Raw genomic sequence first — 16,605 nt, 5'->3', positions numbered from 1 at the left:
CATGAAAGTTATGGCCTCAACTTAACTTGAGGTCAAGACCCGATCTTCTTGTTCTGCCCGTGCCAGACCACGGCCACCGACGGCCGCGGCTGGTCGCCGTCGGGCCAGCGGCTGGCCGGGTTCTCGGGGCTGGCGCCGTCGAGCTCGCCCGGGTGCTGCACCGCCACGAACACGCTGCGCTGGTCCGACGTGACCAGCGGGCCGCAGGTCTCGGCCCCGAGCGGCACGGTGAGGAACTGGCGCAGGTGGCCGCGCTCCTTACCCTTGACCGGCATCACGAACAGGCCGTCGTTGGTGCCGAGCGCGTTGCCGTCCGTGGAGATCCACAGGTTGCCGTCCTTGTCGAACGTCACGTTGTCCGGGCAGGAGATCGGCGAGACCTTGGTCTTGTCGTAGCCGGCGAAGTAGGTGTTGGGGTCCTTCGGGTCGCCGCAGACCAGCGGCAGCGACCAGGCGAACTTCTTCTCGCCCGCGTCGTTGTTCCGCTCGACGATCTCCAGGATGTGGCCGTGCTTGTTCGCGGAACGCGGGTTGGCCTCGTCCGCCTGGGCCGGGGTGCGGTTGGTGTTGTTGGTCAGCGCCACGTACACGCCGCCGGTCACCGGGTTGCGCTCGATGTCCTCGGGGCGGTCCATCTTCGTCGCGCCCACCTTGTCGGCGGCCGTACGGGTGTAGACGAGCACCTCCTCGGCGGACATGCCCTCCACGAACGACTTGTCGCCCGAGACCAGCGGGATCCACTCGCCCGAGCCGTCGAAGCCACCGTCGGCGGGCAGCTTGCCCGACCCGTCGATCTCGGAGGCCGGGCTGTCGCCGGTGAACTTGGCCACGTACAGGGTGCCCTCGTCCAGCAGCGCGCGGTTGTGCCGGTCGTAGCCGGAGACGTAGCGGTCCTTGGAGACGAACTTGTAGATGTACTCGAAGCGCGAGTCGTCGCCCATGTACACGACCAGGTGGCGGTCGCGGGAGAGCGTCGTCGTGGCGGCCTCGTGCTTGAAGCGGCCGAGCGCCGTGCGCTTGACGGGCGTGGAGTCGGGGTCGAACGGGTCGATCTCCACGATCCAGCCGAACCGGTTGGCCTCGTTGGGGTGCTTGGCCAGGTCGAAGCGCTCCTCGATCCGGTCGAACCGGCGGCTGGACGACGGGGTGCCGGTGGTGATCGTGTAGCGGGTGATGTACGGCTTCTGGGCCTCGGGGACCTTGTCGCCGTTGACGAAGTACTGGTCGAAGTTCTCCTCGGCGGTCAGCACCGTGCCCCACGGGGTGGTGCCGCCCGCGCAGTTGTTCAGCATGCCGACCGGCGTGCCGCCCTGCGGGTCGGCGGCCGTCTTGAGCAGGCTGCTGCCCGCGGCCGGGCCGCTGAACTTCATCTTGGTCTGCGCGGTGACGCGCCGGTTGTAGCGGCGGCGGCCCTTGGTGACCAGCTTCCACTGGCCGCTGTTGCCGGAGCGCTCGATCTCCACGATGGAGCCGCCGTGCGCGGCCAGCGCGATCTTGATCTGCTCCTCGGTCGCCGCGGCGCCGCCGGTGTACCCGCGGAACATCAGGGACTCGTCGGTGTACTCGTGGTTGACCCAGAGCAGCGCCCGGTCCCGGCCCATGGGGAACAGCGTCACGTAGTCACAGTTGTAGCCGAACTGCTTGTTCTGCGCGTCGGCGGTCTGGTTGTCGAAGTCGAAAGCGGGCGCGTCGGGCAGCACGGGGTCACCCCAGCGCACGACCACGGAGGACTTGTAGCCGTTCGGGACGCTCAGCGCGTCCTCCTTGTTCGGCGCCACGGGGGTGAAGCGAAGATCGCTGCTGTTGCCGCCGCCGTGCGACCCGCCCTTGGCGGCAGCCGCCTCGGGCTCGTCCGCGAGAGCCGGCGCGGCACCGGCCATGCCCACACCCGCCACGATGGCACCCAGCGCGCCGGCCCGCAGCACGCCGCGGCGCGACAGCGCCTCCTTCACCACGTCGCCGAAGTAGGCGTTCTCCGTGGTGTTGGCCACGTCATGCGCGCACGCGTTTCCACAGCGGAACTGACAGGTCAGCGCGGAACGACCGCCTTTGTGCGGGGTGGAAAGCAGCGGCAGCAGCCGCCGTCCCGCGTTGGGGTTCGCCACAGGTCCTCCATTTTTGGGCGCGGTTGTACGGCGGGGAGGCTACGGACACCGTTGAAACCGGAGGTGAACGATGACCTCCGTCTCAATGAACGCTTCCCGGGAGACAATGATGGGGTGTCACCACGCAAGATCGACCCCGAACGGCTCAAATCAGCCCTCGACGCCCAACTCGTCGCCCTCGACGAACCCGCCTACGACGGCCCCGCCGCCACCCTGCCCGACGCGCTCGTGGCCGCCGTGCTGGCCGCCTACGACCGCGGGCGCACGCCGGAGCGCGAGGCGGCCAGGCAGGCGGTCCGCCACCTGCTCGACAGGCTGGCCACCGCGGCGCCCGGCCGGACCGTCGAGGTGCGCGTGCCGCCGTACGCGGCCGTCCAGGCGATCGCCGGCCCCCGCCACACCCGAGGCACCCCGCCGAACGTGGTCGAGATGGACGGGCACACCTGGATCCGGCTCGCCCTCGGCCGCCTGACCTGGGACGAGGCCATGGCCAACGGAGCCGTGTCCGCCAGCGGGTCACGTGCGGACCTGTCGGCGCACCTGCCGCTCTAGCGGCTACCGCTCATCCAGGGGAACTTGGCCTCGAAGCACCGGTCGGCGAGCTGCCCCGGCAGGTGGGCGCATTCCTGCACCACGTTCCAGAACCAGATGGCCACGATCGCGAAGAGGATCAGCGACAGGACGCTGATCACGATTCCGGCGATGGCGCGGCCCTTGCCCGCGTGCTTGGCCAGCGCCACCCAGCCGAAGACGATCGACAGGATGGCGGTGATCAGGCCGGTGAAGCAGACGAACACCAGGAACGGGCTGGCCACGCCGAGGACGAGCGAGGCCGTGGCCAGGCCGCTGCCGGGCTGCGACGGCCGGTAGTGGCCGTACGGGGGCGTGGGAGCCCCGTAGGGGGTGCCTGGAGGCGGGGGCGGCGGGTAGCCGGGCGGGCCGCCGTACGGGCTGGAGGGGCTGGTGCCGGGCACCGGCTCCTGGGCCCTCGGGAACGGCTCCGTCTGGCCCTCGTACTCCCGTCCGCCCTGGTGTTCCCAGCCTGGCTGGGGCGGTGTTCCCCCAGGCGGCGTTCCTCCGGATGGCGGGGTGAAGCGCGGCTGGTCGCCCTGTTCGTAGCGTGAGGGCTCATGGTGTGAGGGCTCGTAGCCCGAAGGCTCGTAGCGCGAGGGTGAGGGCCGGGCGGGCGGCTCCTCCTCCTGCGGCGTCCCGCCCCAGCCCGGGTAGGTGGGCCTGGCTCCCGGGATCGGGAACGCCTGGGTCGCCTCCGCGTCACTTCCCGTGGCGCCCGGCGGCTCCTGCGGCTCCTTCGAGTACATCGGCGTGGCCCCGGGGGCCGGGATCACCTGGGTCGCCTCTGCGTCGCCCTCCGCCGGGCTGGGCGTCTCGGGCGAGGTGGGCAGATCGGGATGCGTGGGCTCGCCGGCCGGCCTGGGCTCGTGCGTGGGCGGCACGTCGGGCGGCGGCACCACGGGCGGCACCGGCTCGATCGGCTCCTCACCCTCACCCTCACGCTCACCGGACCGCCGCTCCCCGCCCTCGGCCTCACCCGCCCGCTCACTGGGCCGGTCACCGGGCCGCTCACTGGGCCGCTCACTGGGCCGGTCGCCGCCGGTCGGCTCGGGCGGCCGGGGCCGATCGTCCTCGGGCAGCGTCCCCTCGCTCCACCACCCGGGCTCTGGCTCGGGCCGCGCGGGCTCGGGCTCGCCCTCCTGCGGGCGGCCTTCGCGTGGGTCCTGCCCCGGGCGGGGCTCGTTCGGGTCCCGAGGTGTGGTCACGTGTGCGTCTCCCGACGGGTCTGTATGCCGGATACTTCACCCTTTCGCGGAAGGCATCCGTCAAACCGCGCGACACGGGTAAAAGGAGCCCCATTCTTGGGTCACCGTGCGCCAAAGCAGGCCCGGCGCCGGGCCTCGCGTTCCCACGTCCAGGAGGGCATCCGGGCTCGGGGCGAATGGCGGCAGGTCAGCCCGTACTCACCGATGTCGGCCCCGCGTGTGCGAGCACAGAAGCCGCCGACCTAGACTGAGGCATGTGCTGAAGGGCGACGGCCGGCTCGGCCATGACCTGGACCCCCACGACCGTGCACCTCAAGACGCCTGTGGCGTCTTCGGCGTCTGGGCTCCGGGCGAGGAAGTTTCCAAACTCACCTACTACGGGCTGTACGCGTTGCAGCACCGCGGGCAGGAGTCCGCGGGCATCGCGGTCAGCGAGGGCAGCCGCATTCTCGTCTACAAGGACATGGGCCTGGTCGCCCAGGTCTTCGACGAGTCGGTGCTCAGCACCCTGCGCGGCCACCTGGCCGTGGGGCACTGCCGCTACTCCACCACCGGGTCGAGCGTGTGGGAGAACGCGCAGCCCACGCTGAGCTCCACCGAGGTGGGCGGCCTGGCGCTGGCCCACAACGGCAACCTGATCAACACCCCGGAGCTGGCCGAGCGCCTGGAGCCGGGCTCCACCCGCGCCACGACCGACACCGAGGTCCTGACCGCGCTGCTCGCGCAGGACCGCACCCGCACCGTCGAAGAGTCGGCCGCCGAGCTGCTCCCCCAGGTCAAGGGCGCCTACTCGCTGGTCTTCATGGACGAGAAGACGCTCTACGCCGCCCGCGACCCGCAGGGCATCCGCCCGATGGTGCTCGGCCGCCTGGAGCGCGGCTGGGTGGTGGCCTCCGAGACCGCGGCCCTCGACATCGTGGGGGCCACGTTCATCCGCGAGATCGAGCCTGGCGAGCTGCTCACCATCGACGAGCGCGGGGTCAGGTCCCGCCGCTTCGCGCTGGCCGAGCCGAAGGGCTGCCTGTTCGAGTACGTCTACCTCGCCCGCCCCGACACCACCATCGCCGGTCGCGGCGTGCAGGTCACCCGGGTCGAGGTCGGCCGCGAGCTGGCCCGCGAGCACCCGGTGGAGGCCGACCTGGTCATCCCCACGCCCGAGTCCGGCACCCCGGCCGCCGTCGGCTACGCCCAGGAGAGCGGCATCCCCTACGGCCAGGGCCTGGTCAAGAACTCCTACGTGGGCCGCACGTTCATCCAGCCCTCGCAGACCATCCGCCAGCTCGGCATCAGGCTCAAGCTCAACCCGTTGCGCGAGGTCGTGGCGGGCAAGCGGCTCGTCGTCGTGGACGACTCGATCGTGCGCGGCAACACCCAGCGGGCCATCGTCAAGATGCTGCGCGAGGCGGGCGCGCGCGAGGTGCACGTACGCATCTCGTCCCCGCCCGTGGCCTGGCCGTGCTTCTACGGCATCGACTTCGCCACCAGGGCCGAGCTGATCGCGGGCTCGCTGACGGTCGAGGAGATCCGTGCCTCGATCGGGGCCGACACGCTCGGCTACATCTCCCTGGAGGGCCTGACCAAGGCCACCACCATCCCGTCGGACCGGCTCTGCCGAGCCTGCTTCACGGGCGAATATCCGATCCCCATCGACCAGGACAACGTGGGCAAGTTCGTGTTGGAGAGCAGAGCGTGAGCGAGCGGACCGTCAGTGGCGGCAGTACGTACGAGGCCGCCGGGGTCGACATCGAGGCGGGCGAGCGGGCCGTCGCGCTGATGAAGGACAAGGTGGCGCGCTCGCGGCGGCCGGAGGTGGTCGACGACGCCAGCGGGTTCGCGGGCCTGTTCGACGCCTCGGCCCTGCTGCGTTACCGGCGTCCGCTGCTGGCCTCCTCCACCGACGGCGTGGGCACCAAGGTCATGATCGCCCAGCGCTACGGCAAGCACGACACGATCGGCGTCGACCTGGTCGGCATGGTCCTCGACGACCTGGTGGTGTGCGGGGCCGAGCCGCTGTTCATGACCGACTACATCGCCTGCGGCAAGGTGGTGCCCGAGCGCGTGGCCGAGATCGTCGGCGGTGTGGCCGAGGGCTGCCGTCTGGCCGGGGCCGCGCTGGTGGGCGGCGAGACGGCCGAGCACCCGGGGGCGATGGGCCCCGACGAATACGACCTGGCCGGCGCGGGGACCGGCGTGGTGGAGGCCGACGCCCTGCTCGGGCCTGAGCGGGTGCGCGCCGGTGACGTGGTACTGGGGCTGGCCTCGTCGGGGTTGCACTCCAACGGCTACTCACTCGTCCGGCACGTGCTGCGCGAGGCGGGCCTCTCGCTCGACGCCGTCCTGCCCGAGCTGGGCCGGCCGCTGGGCGAGGAGCTGTTGGAGCCCACGCGGATCTACTCGCTCGACTGCCTCCACCTGGCCGGGGCGGTGGAGGTGCGCGCCTACGCCCACATCACCGGCGGCGGCGTCGAGAACAACCTGTCGCGCTCGCTGCCCGGCCACCTCGACGCCCTGCTCGACCGATCGTCGTGGACGCCGCAGCCGATCTTCGACGTGCTCGCCGGCCACGGGCGGATCGCCCGGCAGGACATGGACCGGACGTTCAACCTGGGGGTCGGGATGGCCGCCGTGGTGGCGCCCGGCTCGGCCGACGAGGCGATCCGCGTGCTGGCCGGCCGTGGGCTGAACGCGTGGGTGCTCGGCGAGGTCGTGCCCGGCACCGGGCTGGCCCGCTACCGCTGACCCCGCCCTGACCCCGCCCGGATCACCTACGCCGGGATCACATACGTCAGAGATCACCTACGTCAGGGGATCACATACGTCAGGCCCGGCCGTACCCGACGGCCGGGCCGCGTGACGAAAGCCCCACGCGTGACGAAAGCCCCACGGTTACCCGTGGGGCCCGACGAGCGTGAGCGAGGGTCCGGCCATCTCCGCACCGGGCCCTCGGTTCACGTCGACCGATTCACATCGACCAGGAGAAGCCGCTATCGACGGCCGGACGGACGGCCATCGTCGTCGTCTCCGGCGCCATAGTCATCGGCGTAATCGGCATAGCGATCCGCCAGCTCATCGTTGAGGTCGTCGGCGTCGTCGTTTGGGCTGGAGTCTCCGACCCCGAGTTCGTTGCGAAGACGGTCAAGATCCGTGCCACCGCTGTTGTACTTCAGCTGGCGAGCAACCTTGACCTGCTTGGCCTTTGCTCGGCCGCGCCCCATTGGCTCGACCCCCTCGTGTGGGGTCGTCCCCGACCCCTCGTCGCTAACGCACCACACACTGACGCCGCCTGACTTTGGGCGTCAGCCTATCGTTCGCCTATTACCGTACCTGTTTTGTGCCCAGCTCGGTACGTCGTATGGGCGCGGGGCGTCAGTGGCCTAGCCAAATGGCCCGAATACGCCCGACTTCCGACATTCTGCGCTCGGCCAGCCTATCTGCTGCGACCGCGGGAGGAACGCCCTCATCGGCCGCGATTCCGAAGATCTTCAGAGTCGTGTCGTAGATCTGGGCAGCCTTCGACCTGGCGCGCTCCATGTCGAAGCCCTCGATCTCGTCCGCAACCTGGATCACGCCGCCCGAATTCACGACGTAGTCGGGCGCGTAGAGGATGTCGCGTTCGGCGAGTTGCTTCTCCACCCCGGGGTGGGCGAGCTGATTGTTGGCCGCGCCGCACACGATCTTCGCCCTGAGCGAGGCCACCGAGTCGTCGTCGAGCACCCCGCCCAGCGCGCAGGGGGCGAAGACGTCGATGTCGGACGTCATCATGGCGCGGGCGTCGGCCACCGCGTCGACCTCGGGGTGACGCACGCGCACCCGTTCGATCGCCTTGGGGTCGACGTCGCAGACCACCACGTCGGCACCGTCCTCGCGAAGCAGCTCGACCAGGCGGTGGCCCACCTTGCCGACCCCCTCGACGCCCACCCTCCTGCCGTGCAGGGACGGCGTGCCGTAGACGCGCTCCGCCGAGGCGCGCATGCCCTGGAACACGCCGAACGCCGTGAGGATCGAGGAGTCACCCGCCCCTCCGTGCGCCAGGGTGCGGCCGGTCACGAAGCGTGACTCGCGGGCGACGATGTCCATGTCCTCGCTGTAGGTGCCCACGTCGCAGGCGGTGATGTAGCGCCCGCCGAGCGACTGCACGAACCTCCCGTACGCGCGCAGCAGCGCCTCGCTCTTGTCACGGGCCGGGTCGCCGATGATGACGGCCTTGCCCCCGCCCAGGTCGAGGCCGGCCAGCGCGTTCTTGTAGGCCATGCCCTTGGCGAGGTTGAGCACGTCGGCCAGGGCCGCCTGCTCGCTTTCGTACGGGTAGAACCTGGTGCCCCCGAGGGCCGGGCCCAGGGCCGTGTTGTGGATGGCGATGATGGCACGCAGGCCGCTCTGCTCGTCGGCGCAGAACACGACCTGCTCGTGGACGTCCTTGTGGGACGCACCGAAGACGTCGGTCACGGTAGTGACTCCCTGTCCGGTCCGCCGCTCCTTCGCGGCGGAGATCACCTCACAGAGTAGTAAGCCACAACGGTGCACGCAGGTTCGCTTCGTGACACGATGCCTCCGTGCTGCCCTATGCCGCCTACCTCCGTGTCTATGAGCCACTGACCGCGTTCGCCGAGTCCGAGCGCAAGGTGTGGGCCGACTATGCCGACTCACGTGACCGCCCGCGCCGCGCGAACGCGCTCAATGCGGAGCACGGCGAGTCCGTCATGCGCCTTCTCGGCATGCCCCCTCAACCCGTTCCCGCCCAGGAGAGCCCCAACGCCTATCTGCGGCGCGTGGAGGACCGTCTGTACGTCTGTCCCTGGCAGACCCGTTTGCGCTCGTGGCTGGCGTTCTCACGGCTTCGTGGCACCACTCCTGTGAAACTGATGGACCACCTCGTGCCGAAGACGATCGCCGAGCAGACCGCCGACGACTTCGACCGGTACAAGAGGAAGGCCGGTTCGGCGGCGTTGCGCACGCACATCCGCACCACGGCGTGGCATGTGCCGCCATCGTGGTTCGTGCCGTTTGATGGGAATGAGCGCTGGCTGGTGCTCGGCTCCGCGAACCCGGGACAAGACGTGACCACGACTACGGGGCGTAACCTCATCTACGTCACTTCCATGGCTCAGGCCAGGAGGCGGGCCGCGCGGGCGCTCAACGTGCTGCGCAGGCACCTGGGCGACGTTTCGGCCAACTTCGACGTGGAGGACATCGCCAGGTGGCTGGAGGAGTTCCATCCACATTCGCTGGTGGAGCTCGACTACGGCGGGCTCGTACGCCTCATGGACGACGACGCCCTGCAGGCCGACCAGTCGGTTGCGGAGCTTTCTGCCGCTTTGACGGGCCTGGACACGGGTCAAGAAGAACTTGCCTACGCCATGTACCAGAGGGTCGTCCTGCGGTGGAAGTCAATGCAACTGCTGGAATCTGCCAACTGAGCCCCAATACGGCTGTCTGACCTGCATGAGTAGGTCACGTCTCGCGGCTGCTCTCTTCTGCGAACTGAGTAGTTTGCCGTTTTCACTGCGATACCACGAACCGTGTCGCTAGAATCACCGAGCGTGACATGGCCACGGGGGCAGGCAGTTGGGTCGAAGAAGGGCTCGCCAATCGCTCTGCGTGGCGGTATGGTCACATCGGGTGATGCCGCATATGGCTCAGAAAAGCCGCACGCTCTGTGCCATAGGGGGACATCCGTGACACGCGCAAAGGCAGTCACAGGATCGCAGAGCCGGTCCACACGGAGGAGAGGCCGCACAAATGTCAGCTCGTACACCCGAGGCCGAGCCACTGCTCACGCCCGCTGAGGTCGCGACCATGTTCAGGGTCGACCCCAAGACCGTTACGCGGTGGGCCAAGGCGGGCAAGTTGACGTCGATTCGTACCCTCGGCGGTCATCGGCGTTACCGGGAGACCGAGGTCCGGGCACTGCTCGCGGGGATTCCGCAGCAGCGCTCGGAGTAGCTGGAGGGTCGTCACGACCTCAGGGGGGTTTGAAGGGGTGGACCAGGCCGCCACAGGGGCCCGGTCCACCGCTGTGACGACAACGCCGTCGCACGGGAAGTTGGCGCCGCCCGCCCGGCGCCATTCTTCCCGCCACCACGCCGGCTCAGCCCCCGTCGTCGCGGCGGCCGTCACCGGCTGTCACGCTCGTCGCGACAGCCCCGAGTTCAGCTCGTCGTGCCCTCGTCACGGCAGCCGCCGGGGGTCAGGCCGTCACTTCAGGCGGTGCAGCAGGCCGGCGACCTCGCCGTCGTTGGCCGCGGCGACACCGAGCAGCGCGACCATCTGATCGACGAGCAGCCTCTCGAGCGCCGGTCGTTCGACGTCGCGGTGCTCCAGCCAGTCGAGGCCGGCCGTCTCGACCGAGGCGATCCACGACCGCAGGGTCGTGCGCAGCACCGGGCTCGGCTCCTGTACGCCCATCTGCCGCTGGATCAGGCGGAACAGCCGTTGCCGCACACCTTCGACGATCTCGCCGACCTCACCGGTCCTGTTGGCCGGGCCACCGCGCAGGAGCGCCGCGAAGCCGGCCGCGTGCTCCTCGACGAAGTCGAAATAGCGCCTGAGCCCCGAGGCCAGCTCGTCGATCGGCCTGCCGCCCTCCTGGGGCCGCAGCCGGGACTCCAACTGCTCGGCCGCGCTCCTCAGCGCCGCCACGTAGAGCTCCTGCTTGCCACCGAAGTAGTGGTAGACCAAGGCTCGCGAAGCCCCCGCCGCCGAGGCCACGTCGTCGATCGAGACATCTTCCGCGTCGCGGGTGCTGAACAGCTCGAGCGCCGCCGCCATCAGCTCTTCCCGACGCCGGTCGACGCTGAGCCTGCGTCGGGCCGGCCGTGCCGTCTCGGCTGACTTCCCGGGTGTCACACCTGCACAGTAACCGACGCCGTGCCCAATAACTGACGCGCGGGGATCGGGGGATATGCCCGCTTCGGTGAGGAAGGTTGGGCCAATCCGTAACGAAGGCCGTACCCTCCGGCTAACTCGATCGTTTGGTCAGACAGGTGCCCATATCCGCATCGCGGGGGAGACACATGTCAGGACCGCCCGTCAACACTTCAACCATCCAGCTCAGAGAGGTAGACGCACTGCCTCGGCCCAGACCGACCATCAGAAACGTCGCCGAACGAGCCGGCGTGTCCAAATCGCTGGTCTCTCTCGTGCTGCGCGGATCCCCGCACGTGAGCGAGCACCGGCGCCAGGCCGTGCTGCAGGCCGCCCGAGAGCTCGGCTACCGGCCGAACGCGGTCGCCCGCAGCCTCGTCGAAGGTCGTACCCACCTGGTGGGCGCGCTCGTCGCCGACCTGCACAACCCGTTCTACGCGGAGTTCCTCGACGGTCTGCAGGAGAGCCTGCACGGCGACGGCCTGCGCATGCTGATCGGGAACAGCCAGTGGGACCCGGCGTTCGAGGACGAGGCCGTGGAGGCCTTCCTCGAGCTCAGGGTCGACGGGCTGGTCCTGCTCGGCATCGCGCCGACCAGCGAGACGCTGATCGAGGCCACCGCGTACACCCCCACGGTCGTCGTAGGGGAACGTGACATCGAGCTCGACGGAGTCGACATCGTGGTCGACGACGACCAGCTCGGCGCCCGCCTGGCCATCGACCACCTGGTCGAGCTGGGCCACAAGCGCATCGCGCACATCGAGGGCCGGCGATCGTCACGCTGCGAGGGGTATCTCGTGGCGATGCGCAGGCACTCGCTGGCGCCGTACATCATGGTCGAGGCGGCGGACTCGACCGAGGAGGGCGGCAGGGAGGCGGCGATGGCGCTGCTCACCCGCGACCCCAGGCCCACGGCGATCTTCGCCGCCAACGACGTGGTGGCGCTCGGTGTGCTCTCGGCCGCCGGCGACCTGGGCCTGCGCGTCCCCGAAGACCTTTCCGTGGTGGGCTACGACAACACGCACCTGTCGGCCTCTCACCACATCTCGCTCACCTCGGTCGACCAGCCCCGCCGCACCATGGGCAGATCGGCCGCCGCGCTGCTGAGCGACCGGATCGGCGACCCGGGCAAGGTCGCGCGCCTGCGCGAGATCAGACCGGAGCTGATCGTGCGACGGAGCACGGGCCCGGCCTAAAAGAGCCCCAAAGCTGGGTCAAGCCGTGTGGAGGCGCGGCCACACGGCGGTTTACTCGTCAGGGTCATGCTAATTGTGGCCGGATTCGGTCCGGTCACGATCTGATCCAGGGGGAACAGTCATGCGTGATCCGGAATTGGTGTCCTGCGCCCAGCGCGCCGCGGCCGAGCTAGAGCGTGCCTGGGGGCACTGGCGGGCGGGCAGGGGACGGGGCACCGACGGCGGCGCCGAGTCCGTCGCCAGCTACGTGGCCCATTCGCTGGACCATCCGTGGGGCCGCCCCCGCGTCGTCCTCGGACTCGACGCCGAGGACGCGCGGGAGCTGGCCGCCCTGCTCGAACGGCAGGAGGTCGGCGAGCGCGTCTGGTGAGAACGCGCGGCACTCGCCCAGCAGCGTGGCGCTCATCCGGCACTCGCGGCATCCGCGCGGCGCGATGGGCACCCGCCCCCTCTGGCGAGGACGTACGGCGCTTGACTTGCGCCTTGCTCGGCATAAGCCAGGCTTGTACTCCTGGTTTGCCGTAACTTGGACGGCATGCGTGCTCTCCCAGCCACAGTCCTCGCCGCCTGCGGCCTGATCGCCTCCGCGTGTGGCGACGCCGGATCCGGTGGCGCCGCGGCAGGTCAGGCCGTTCCCGCGACGGCGGCGGGGCAGTCCTCCACCTCCCCCGCCCCGGCGAAGAAGGCGGGGAAGCAGGCGGCGAAGGAGGCGCCGCCCGAGGCCAAGCCGCTCGACGGCCGGGTGGTCGTCGTCGACCCCGGCCACAACGGCGGCAACTACCGCGACCCGAAAGCGGTCAACCGCAAGGTCAACGTGCTGACCCAGTGGAAGGCGTGCGACACCACGGGCACCTCCACGAACGACGGCTACAGCGAGGCGGCCTTCACCTGGGACGTCTCGAAGCGCCTGGTCAAGATCCTCGAAGGCCGGGGCGCCACGGTCAAGCTGACCCGCACCTCGAACGACGGCGTCGGCCCCTGCATCACCGAGCGGGCCGCGATCGGCAACAAGGCCGAGGCCGACGCCGCGATCTCCGTGCACGCCGATGGCTCCGCGCCGGGCCACCACGGCTTCCACGTCATCATGCCCAAGAAGATCGACGGGCCGGTGGACAAGGTCGTGGGCGCCTCGAAGCGGCTCGGCCTGTCCGTACGCGACGCGTTCCGCGCGGGCACCGGGCTGGCGTACTCCACCTACATCGGCGACAAGGCGCTCAACTACCGCAGTGACCTGGGCGGGCTCAACCTGTCGACGGTGCCGAAGATCTTCGTCGAGGCCGGGAACATGCGCAACGCCGCGGAGGCGGCCAAGTTCCGTGACCCGAAGTTCCGGCAGCGGATCGCTGTGGCGCTGGCGAACGGATTGCAGCACTATCTCCAAGCATGATTCCTCGTCCAGAGCTGCTTCGTGATCTGTCCTCCTCCTACACCCTGACGCAGGGCACGACGGTGTCCGGCGACCTGGTCGACGCCGTACGCGTGGCGCTGTCCCGCTTCGACCCGCTGCCCGGCGACTCGGGCGAGATCGACGTACGGCGGGATCCGGGGCTGGGCGAGGAGGCGTACCGGCTGACGGTGGGGTCACGCGGCGTGGAGATCGCGGCGGGCGGCCGGGCGGGCGCCTTCTACGCCGCCCAGTCGCTGCACCAGCTCCTGCCCCCGGCCTCCTACCGGTTCTCCCCCGGCGCGTCGTGGCCGGTCCCTGGGGTGCGGATCGAGGACGCGCCGCGGTTCGCCTGGCGCGGGCTGCACCTCGACGTGGCGCGGCACTTCTTCCCCAAGCGGGAGATCCTCCGCCTGATCGACCTGATGGCGACGCACAAGCTCAACCGGCTGCACCTGCACCTGGTCGACGACCAGGGCTGGCGGGTGGAGAGCCGGGCCTACCCGTTGTTGCACGAGGTCTCCTCGCACCGTCCGCGCTCGGCCACCAACTACCACCGCGAGCCGGAGGCGTACGACGACGTCCCGCACGGCGGCTACTACACGCTCGACGACCTGGCCGAGATGGGCGCCTACGCCCGTGCCCGCTGCGTCACCATCGTCCCCGAGATCGACGTGCCGGGGCACGCCTCGGCGATCCTGGCGGCGTACCCGTCGTTGGGGGCTACCGGGGAGCCGTACGACGTGCTGGACCGGTGGGGCATCTCGTCGGCGATCCTGTCGCCGCTGCCGCCCACCGTGGAGTTCCTGACCACGATCTTCGACGAGCTGCTCGGGGCGCTGGGCGAGACGCCGTACGTGCACCTCGGCGGCGACGAGGTCGTGCTCGACCACTGGGCGGCCTCGCCCGAGATCGTCGCCTACCGCGAGTCGCTGGGGCTGGACACCTCCGGCGAGCTGCAGGCGTGGTTCCTGCGGCGGCTGGCGGACGCGCTGGCCGAGCGGGGCACGCGGGCCGTGGTGTGGGACGAGGCGTTCGTCAGCGGCGCGCTGCGCCAGGACACGATCGTCATGCCGTGGCGGGGCATGAACGTGGGCCGCCGGGCCGCCGCCGCCGGGCACGACGTGGTGGCCACGCCGGTGTTCCCGCTGTACTTCGACTACGCCGAGTCCTCCTCCGCCGACGAGCCGATGGCCATCGGCGACGCCACGACCGTCGAGGACGTCGCCGCGTTCCGTCCCGCGCCCGACGAGTGGACGGAGGAGGAGCGGGCCCACGTCATCGGGGTGCAGGGGCAGCTCTGGACCGAGCGCGTGCCCGACGCCCGTACGGTGGACTACCGTCTGTGGCCGCGCACGTGCGCGCTGGCGGAGGTGGCCTGGGCGGGCTCGGCGTCCGGCGACTTCGGCGACCGGCTGGCCGAGCACCTGGGGCGGCTGGACGCTCTCGGGGTCGAGTATCGTCCCGCGGGCGGGCCGCACCCGTGGCAGCGGCGGCGTCCGCACCGGCCGAGCGCGACGCGGGTCATGGACGTGATGGCCCGCATCGACGCCATGACGCACGACGCGGAGTCGACCCGGCCCAGCGTTTGAGCCCGGTGGCCTCGCGGCCGTATGGGCGCCTCAGAGGGTGGCCGGGCGGTCGTTCAGTATGCACTGGAACAGCCGGTGGTCCTGCCAGCGGCCGTCGATCTCCAGGTAGCGGGGGGCGACGCCGTACGGCTCGAACCCGACCTTGCCCAGGACGCGCTGGGAGGCCGCGTTGTCGAGCAGCGTGCCCGCCGCGATCCGGTGCAGCCCCACCTCCTGGTCGGCGATCCGGCACACCTCGCGCGCGGCCTCGGTGGTCAGGCCGCGGCCGGTGTATTCGGCGTCGATCCAGTAGCCCAGGTCGGCGCTGAGCCACGGCCCGCGGACGATGTTGTTGAGTGTCACGCGGCCCACCACCCGGTCGCCGTCGGCCAGCACCCACGGCACGGTCCGGCCCTCGGCGTACTGCCCCAGTGCGCTCTTGAGCCGCTCGGACTGGCCCGCCAGGGTGTAGAACTCCTCGGCCCTGCGGGGCTCCCAGCGCTTCAGGTGGTCGCGGTTGCGGACGCAGGCGGCCTGGATCGCCTCGGCGTCCCGCTCGGTCGCCAGACGGAGTACGACGCCGCCGGCCAGCGTCACTTCTTCGATCATCGTCTTACCTTAGGAGACCGATCGGGGCATCGCACCCGAAGGCGCTCAGGCCGTACGGCCGATGGCCTCGGTGACGGACTTGAGGCCGTGGCGGCGTACGCGGCGCAGGAGCTGGCGGTGGATGCGCGCGGCCCACAGCGGGCCGCCGTAGATCCAGCCCGTGTAGCCCTGGACGAGGGTGGCGCCGGCGAGGATGCGTTCCCAGACGTCGTCCACGTCTTCCACGCCGCCCGCCGACACCAGCGTGAGGCGGTCGCCGACCTTGGCGCGCAGGCGCCTGAGCACCTCCAGCGAGCGCGCCTTGAGCGGACGGCCGGACAGGCCGCCGGTCTCGCCGCCGTGCCTGATCGTGGTGTTGGTGGCGATGATGCCGTCGAGGCCGAGCTCCAGCGCCAGCTCGGCGACCGCGTCGACGTCCTCGTCGGCCAGGTCGGGGGCGATCTTGACCAGCAGCGGTGTGCGCCGGGGCGTGCCGTCGGCCACCTCCTTGACCGCGACGAGCAGCGGGCGCAGCAGCGAGACCGCCTGCAGGTTGCGCAGCCCCGGCGTGTTGGGCGAGCTGACGTTGACCACGAGGTAGTCGGCCAGCGGGGCCAGAGCCCTGGCGCTGGCCACGTAGTCGGCCGCCGCCTCGGCCTCGGGGATGACCTTGGTCTTGCCGATGTTCACCCCGACCACCACAGGGACGCCCCTCGGACGCCGCAGCCGGCGGGCCGCGGCCAGGGCGCCCGCGTTGTTGAAGCCCATCCGGTTGATCACCGCGTGCTCGCGCACCAGCCGGAACAGGCGGGGACGCGGGTTGCCCGGCTGCCCGTGGGCCGTGATGGTGCCGACCTCGACATGGCCGAACCCGAGCGCGGCGATGGCCTCGGCGCAGGCCGCGTCCTTGTCGAAACCGGCGGCCAGCCCGAGCGGCCCGGGAAAGTGCACGCCGAACGCGCTCACGCGCAGGGCCGGGTCGTGCGGCGCGAGCGCCTGGTGCAGCAGCCGCTTGATCAGCGGCAGCCGGGCGAGGAGCGCGAGGGCGCTCACGGTGAGACGGTGCACGGCCTCGGCGTCGAAACGCCGCAAGACCTGCGTGAACACGAGGCGATACAT

Annotated in this window: 16 protein-coding genes; 9 read left to right on the top strand and 7 right to left on the bottom strand. The window is 70.5% G+C overall.

The genetic code is table 11. From position 1 onward, the window contains the following. Nucleotides 1-32 precede the first annotated feature (32 nt). Entirely contained in the window at nt 33-2,105 is a 2,073-nt protein-coding gene (locus ABD844_RS09005; RefSeq protein ID WP_344874883.1) for a PhoX family protein, read from the bottom strand. A 114-nt stretch (nt 2,106-2,219) separates the two neighbouring features. Between ABD844_RS09005 and ABD844_RS09000 the strand changes: the two genes are divergently transcribed. Further along, a complete protein-coding gene (locus tag ABD844_RS09000; RefSeq protein WP_344874881.1) occupies nt 2,220-2,657 on the top strand; it encodes a sterol carrier family protein in 438 nt (145 codons plus the stop codon). On the opposite strand, the gene ABD844_RS08995 is transcribed toward ABD844_RS09000, so the two are convergent. After that, a complete protein-coding gene (locus ABD844_RS08995; RefSeq protein ID WP_344874879.1) occupies nt 2,654-3,883 on the bottom strand; it encodes a hypothetical protein in 1,230 nt (409 codons plus the stop codon). The two genes, ABD844_RS09000 and ABD844_RS08995, sit on opposite strands and share 4 nt — an antisense overlap. Nucleotides 3,884-4,139: 256 nt before the next feature. Between ABD844_RS08995 and purF the strand changes: the two genes are divergently transcribed. Together purF and purM are read left to right on the top strand one after the other, a co-directional pair. Beyond that, nucleotides 4,140-5,576 (top strand): amidophosphoribosyltransferase, encoded by a 1,437-nt coding sequence (gene purF / locus ABD844_RS08990; protein WP_344874877.1) that lies wholly within the window; start codon nt 4,140-4,142, stop codon nt 5,574-5,576. Continuing rightward, nucleotides 5,573-6,622: a phosphoribosylformylglycinamidine cyclo-ligase gene (gene purM / locus ABD844_RS08985; RefSeq protein ID WP_344874876.1), complete on the top strand. Its 1,050-nt coding sequence runs from the start codon at nt 5,573-5,575 to the stop codon at nt 6,620-6,622. Before purF ends, purM begins: the two co-directional genes overlap by 4 nt. 245 nt (nt 6,623-6,867) lie before the next feature. Here the strand turns inward: purM and ABD844_RS08980 are convergent, their stop codons facing one another. Together ABD844_RS08980 and ABD844_RS08975 are read right to left on the bottom strand one after the other, a co-directional pair. After that, a complete protein-coding gene (locus tag ABD844_RS08980; RefSeq protein ID WP_344874873.1) occupies nt 6,868-7,098 on the bottom strand; it encodes a DUF3073 domain-containing protein in 231 nt (76 codons plus the stop codon). A 151-nt stretch (nt 7,099-7,249) separates the two neighbouring features. Further along, on the bottom strand, nt 7,250-8,329 hold the full coding sequence (locus ABD844_RS08975) for a Glu/Leu/Phe/Val family dehydrogenase (RefSeq protein ID WP_344874871.1): 1,080 nt from the start codon (nt 8,327-8,329) through the stop codon (nt 7,250-7,252). Between the two features lie 107 nt (nt 8,330-8,436). Here ABD844_RS08975 and ABD844_RS08970 point away from each other — a divergent pair, with 107 nt between their 5' ends. Further along, complete coding sequence (locus ABD844_RS08970) at nt 8,437-9,300, top strand: DUF8083 family protein (RefSeq protein ID WP_344874869.1); 864 nt, start codon at nt 8,437-8,439, stop codon at nt 9,298-9,300. A 322-nt stretch (nt 9,301-9,622) separates the two neighbouring features. Then, on the top strand, nt 9,623-9,826 hold the full coding sequence (gene bldC, locus ABD844_RS08965) for a developmental transcriptional regulator BldC (protein WP_013133571.1): 204 nt from the start codon (nt 9,623-9,625) through the stop codon (nt 9,824-9,826). A 252-nt stretch (nt 9,827-10,078) separates the two neighbouring features. Here bldC and ABD844_RS08960 read toward each other — a convergent pair whose 3' ends face one another. Beyond that, the gene (locus ABD844_RS08960; RefSeq protein ID WP_344874867.1) at nt 10,079-10,729 is read right to left on the bottom strand and encodes a TetR/AcrR family transcriptional regulator; all 651 of its coding nucleotides are present in this window, start codon (nt 10,727-10,729) and stop codon (nt 10,079-10,081) included. A gap of 167 nt (nt 10,730-10,896) precedes the next feature. Between ABD844_RS08960 and ABD844_RS08955 the strand changes: the two genes are divergently transcribed. The 4 genes from ABD844_RS08955 (at nt 10,897) to ABD844_RS08940 (ending at nt 14,919) form a co-directional block, all read left to right on the top strand. After that, nucleotides 10,897-11,943 carry a LacI family DNA-binding transcriptional regulator gene (locus tag ABD844_RS08955; protein ID WP_425568525.1) on the top strand — a complete coding sequence of 349 codons (1,047 nt, stop codon included), beginning with the start codon at nt 10,897-10,899 and terminating at the stop codon, nt 11,941-11,943. A 121-nt stretch (nt 11,944-12,064) separates the two neighbouring features. After that, nucleotides 12,065-12,313 (top strand): hypothetical protein, encoded by a 249-nt coding sequence (locus ABD844_RS08950; protein ID WP_103963758.1) that lies wholly within the window; start codon nt 12,065-12,067, stop codon nt 12,311-12,313. Between the two features lie 165 nt (nt 12,314-12,478). Beyond that, nucleotides 12,479-13,330, top strand: a complete 852-nt coding sequence (locus ABD844_RS08945) for an N-acetylmuramoyl-L-alanine amidase (protein WP_344874863.1) — start codon at nt 12,479-12,481, stop codon at nt 13,328-13,330. Continuing rightward, nucleotides 13,327-14,919: a beta-N-acetylhexosaminidase gene (locus ABD844_RS08940; RefSeq protein WP_344874861.1), complete on the top strand. Its 1,593-nt coding sequence runs from the start codon at nt 13,327-13,329 to the stop codon at nt 14,917-14,919. The genes ABD844_RS08945 and ABD844_RS08940 overlap by 4 nt, the downstream gene beginning before the upstream one ends. Nucleotides 14,920-14,949: 30 nt before the next feature. On the opposite strand, the gene ABD844_RS08935 is transcribed toward ABD844_RS08940, so the two are convergent. Both ABD844_RS08935 and ABD844_RS08930 read right to left on the bottom strand, forming a co-directional pair. After that, the gene (locus ABD844_RS08935; protein ID WP_344874859.1) at nt 14,950-15,507 is read right to left on the bottom strand and encodes a GNAT family N-acetyltransferase; all 558 of its coding nucleotides are present in this window, start codon (nt 15,505-15,507) and stop codon (nt 14,950-14,952) included. Nucleotides 15,508-15,552: 45 nt separating this feature from the next. Next, nucleotides 15,553-16,605, bottom strand: coding sequence for a quinone-dependent dihydroorotate dehydrogenase (locus ABD844_RS08930; protein ID WP_344874857.1), 1,053 nt, complete (start codon nt 16,603-16,605; stop codon nt 15,553-15,555).

Source organism: Nonomuraea antimicrobica, from assembly GCF_039536965.1.
Classification (GTDB): domain Bacteria; phylum Actinomycetota; class Actinomycetes; order Streptosporangiales; family Streptosporangiaceae; genus Nonomuraea; species Nonomuraea antimicrobica.
The sequence above is the reverse complement of the archived record's forward strand: the minus strand, read 5'-3'. Positions and strand labels throughout refer to the sequence as shown.

What these genes read in the sequence shown, in the direction of transcription:
- ABD844_RS08940 (WP_344874861.1), top strand. Translation starts at nt 13,327, where the DNA reads ATGATTCCTCGTCCAGAGCTGCTTCGTGATCTGTCCTCCTCCTACACC.
- ABD844_RS08955 (WP_425568525.1), top strand. Translation starts at nt 10,897, where the DNA reads ATGTCAGGACCGCCCGTCAACACTTCAACCATCCAGCTCAGAGAGGTA.
- ABD844_RS08935 (WP_344874859.1), bottom strand. Translation starts at nt 15,507, where the DNA reads ATGATCGAAGAAGTGACGCTGGCCGGCGGCGTCGTACTCCGTCTGGCG.
- bldC (WP_013133571.1), top strand. Translation starts at nt 9,623, where the DNA reads ATGTCAGCTCGTACACCCGAGGCCGAGCCACTGCTCACGCCCGCTGAG.
- ABD844_RS08930 (WP_344874857.1), bottom strand. Translation starts at nt 16,605, where the DNA reads ATGTATCGCCTCGTGTTCACGCAGGTCTTGCGGCGTTTCGACGCCGAG.
- ABD844_RS08980 (WP_344874873.1), bottom strand. Translation starts at nt 7,098, where the DNA reads ATGGGGCGCGGCCGAGCAAAGGCCAAGCAGGTCAAGGTTGCTCGCCAG.
- ABD844_RS08950 (WP_103963758.1), top strand. Translation starts at nt 12,065, where the DNA reads ATGCGTGATCCGGAATTGGTGTCCTGCGCCCAGCGCGCCGCGGCCGAG.
- ABD844_RS08945 (WP_344874863.1), top strand. Translation starts at nt 12,479, where the DNA reads ATGCGTGCTCTCCCAGCCACAGTCCTCGCCGCCTGCGGCCTGATCGCC.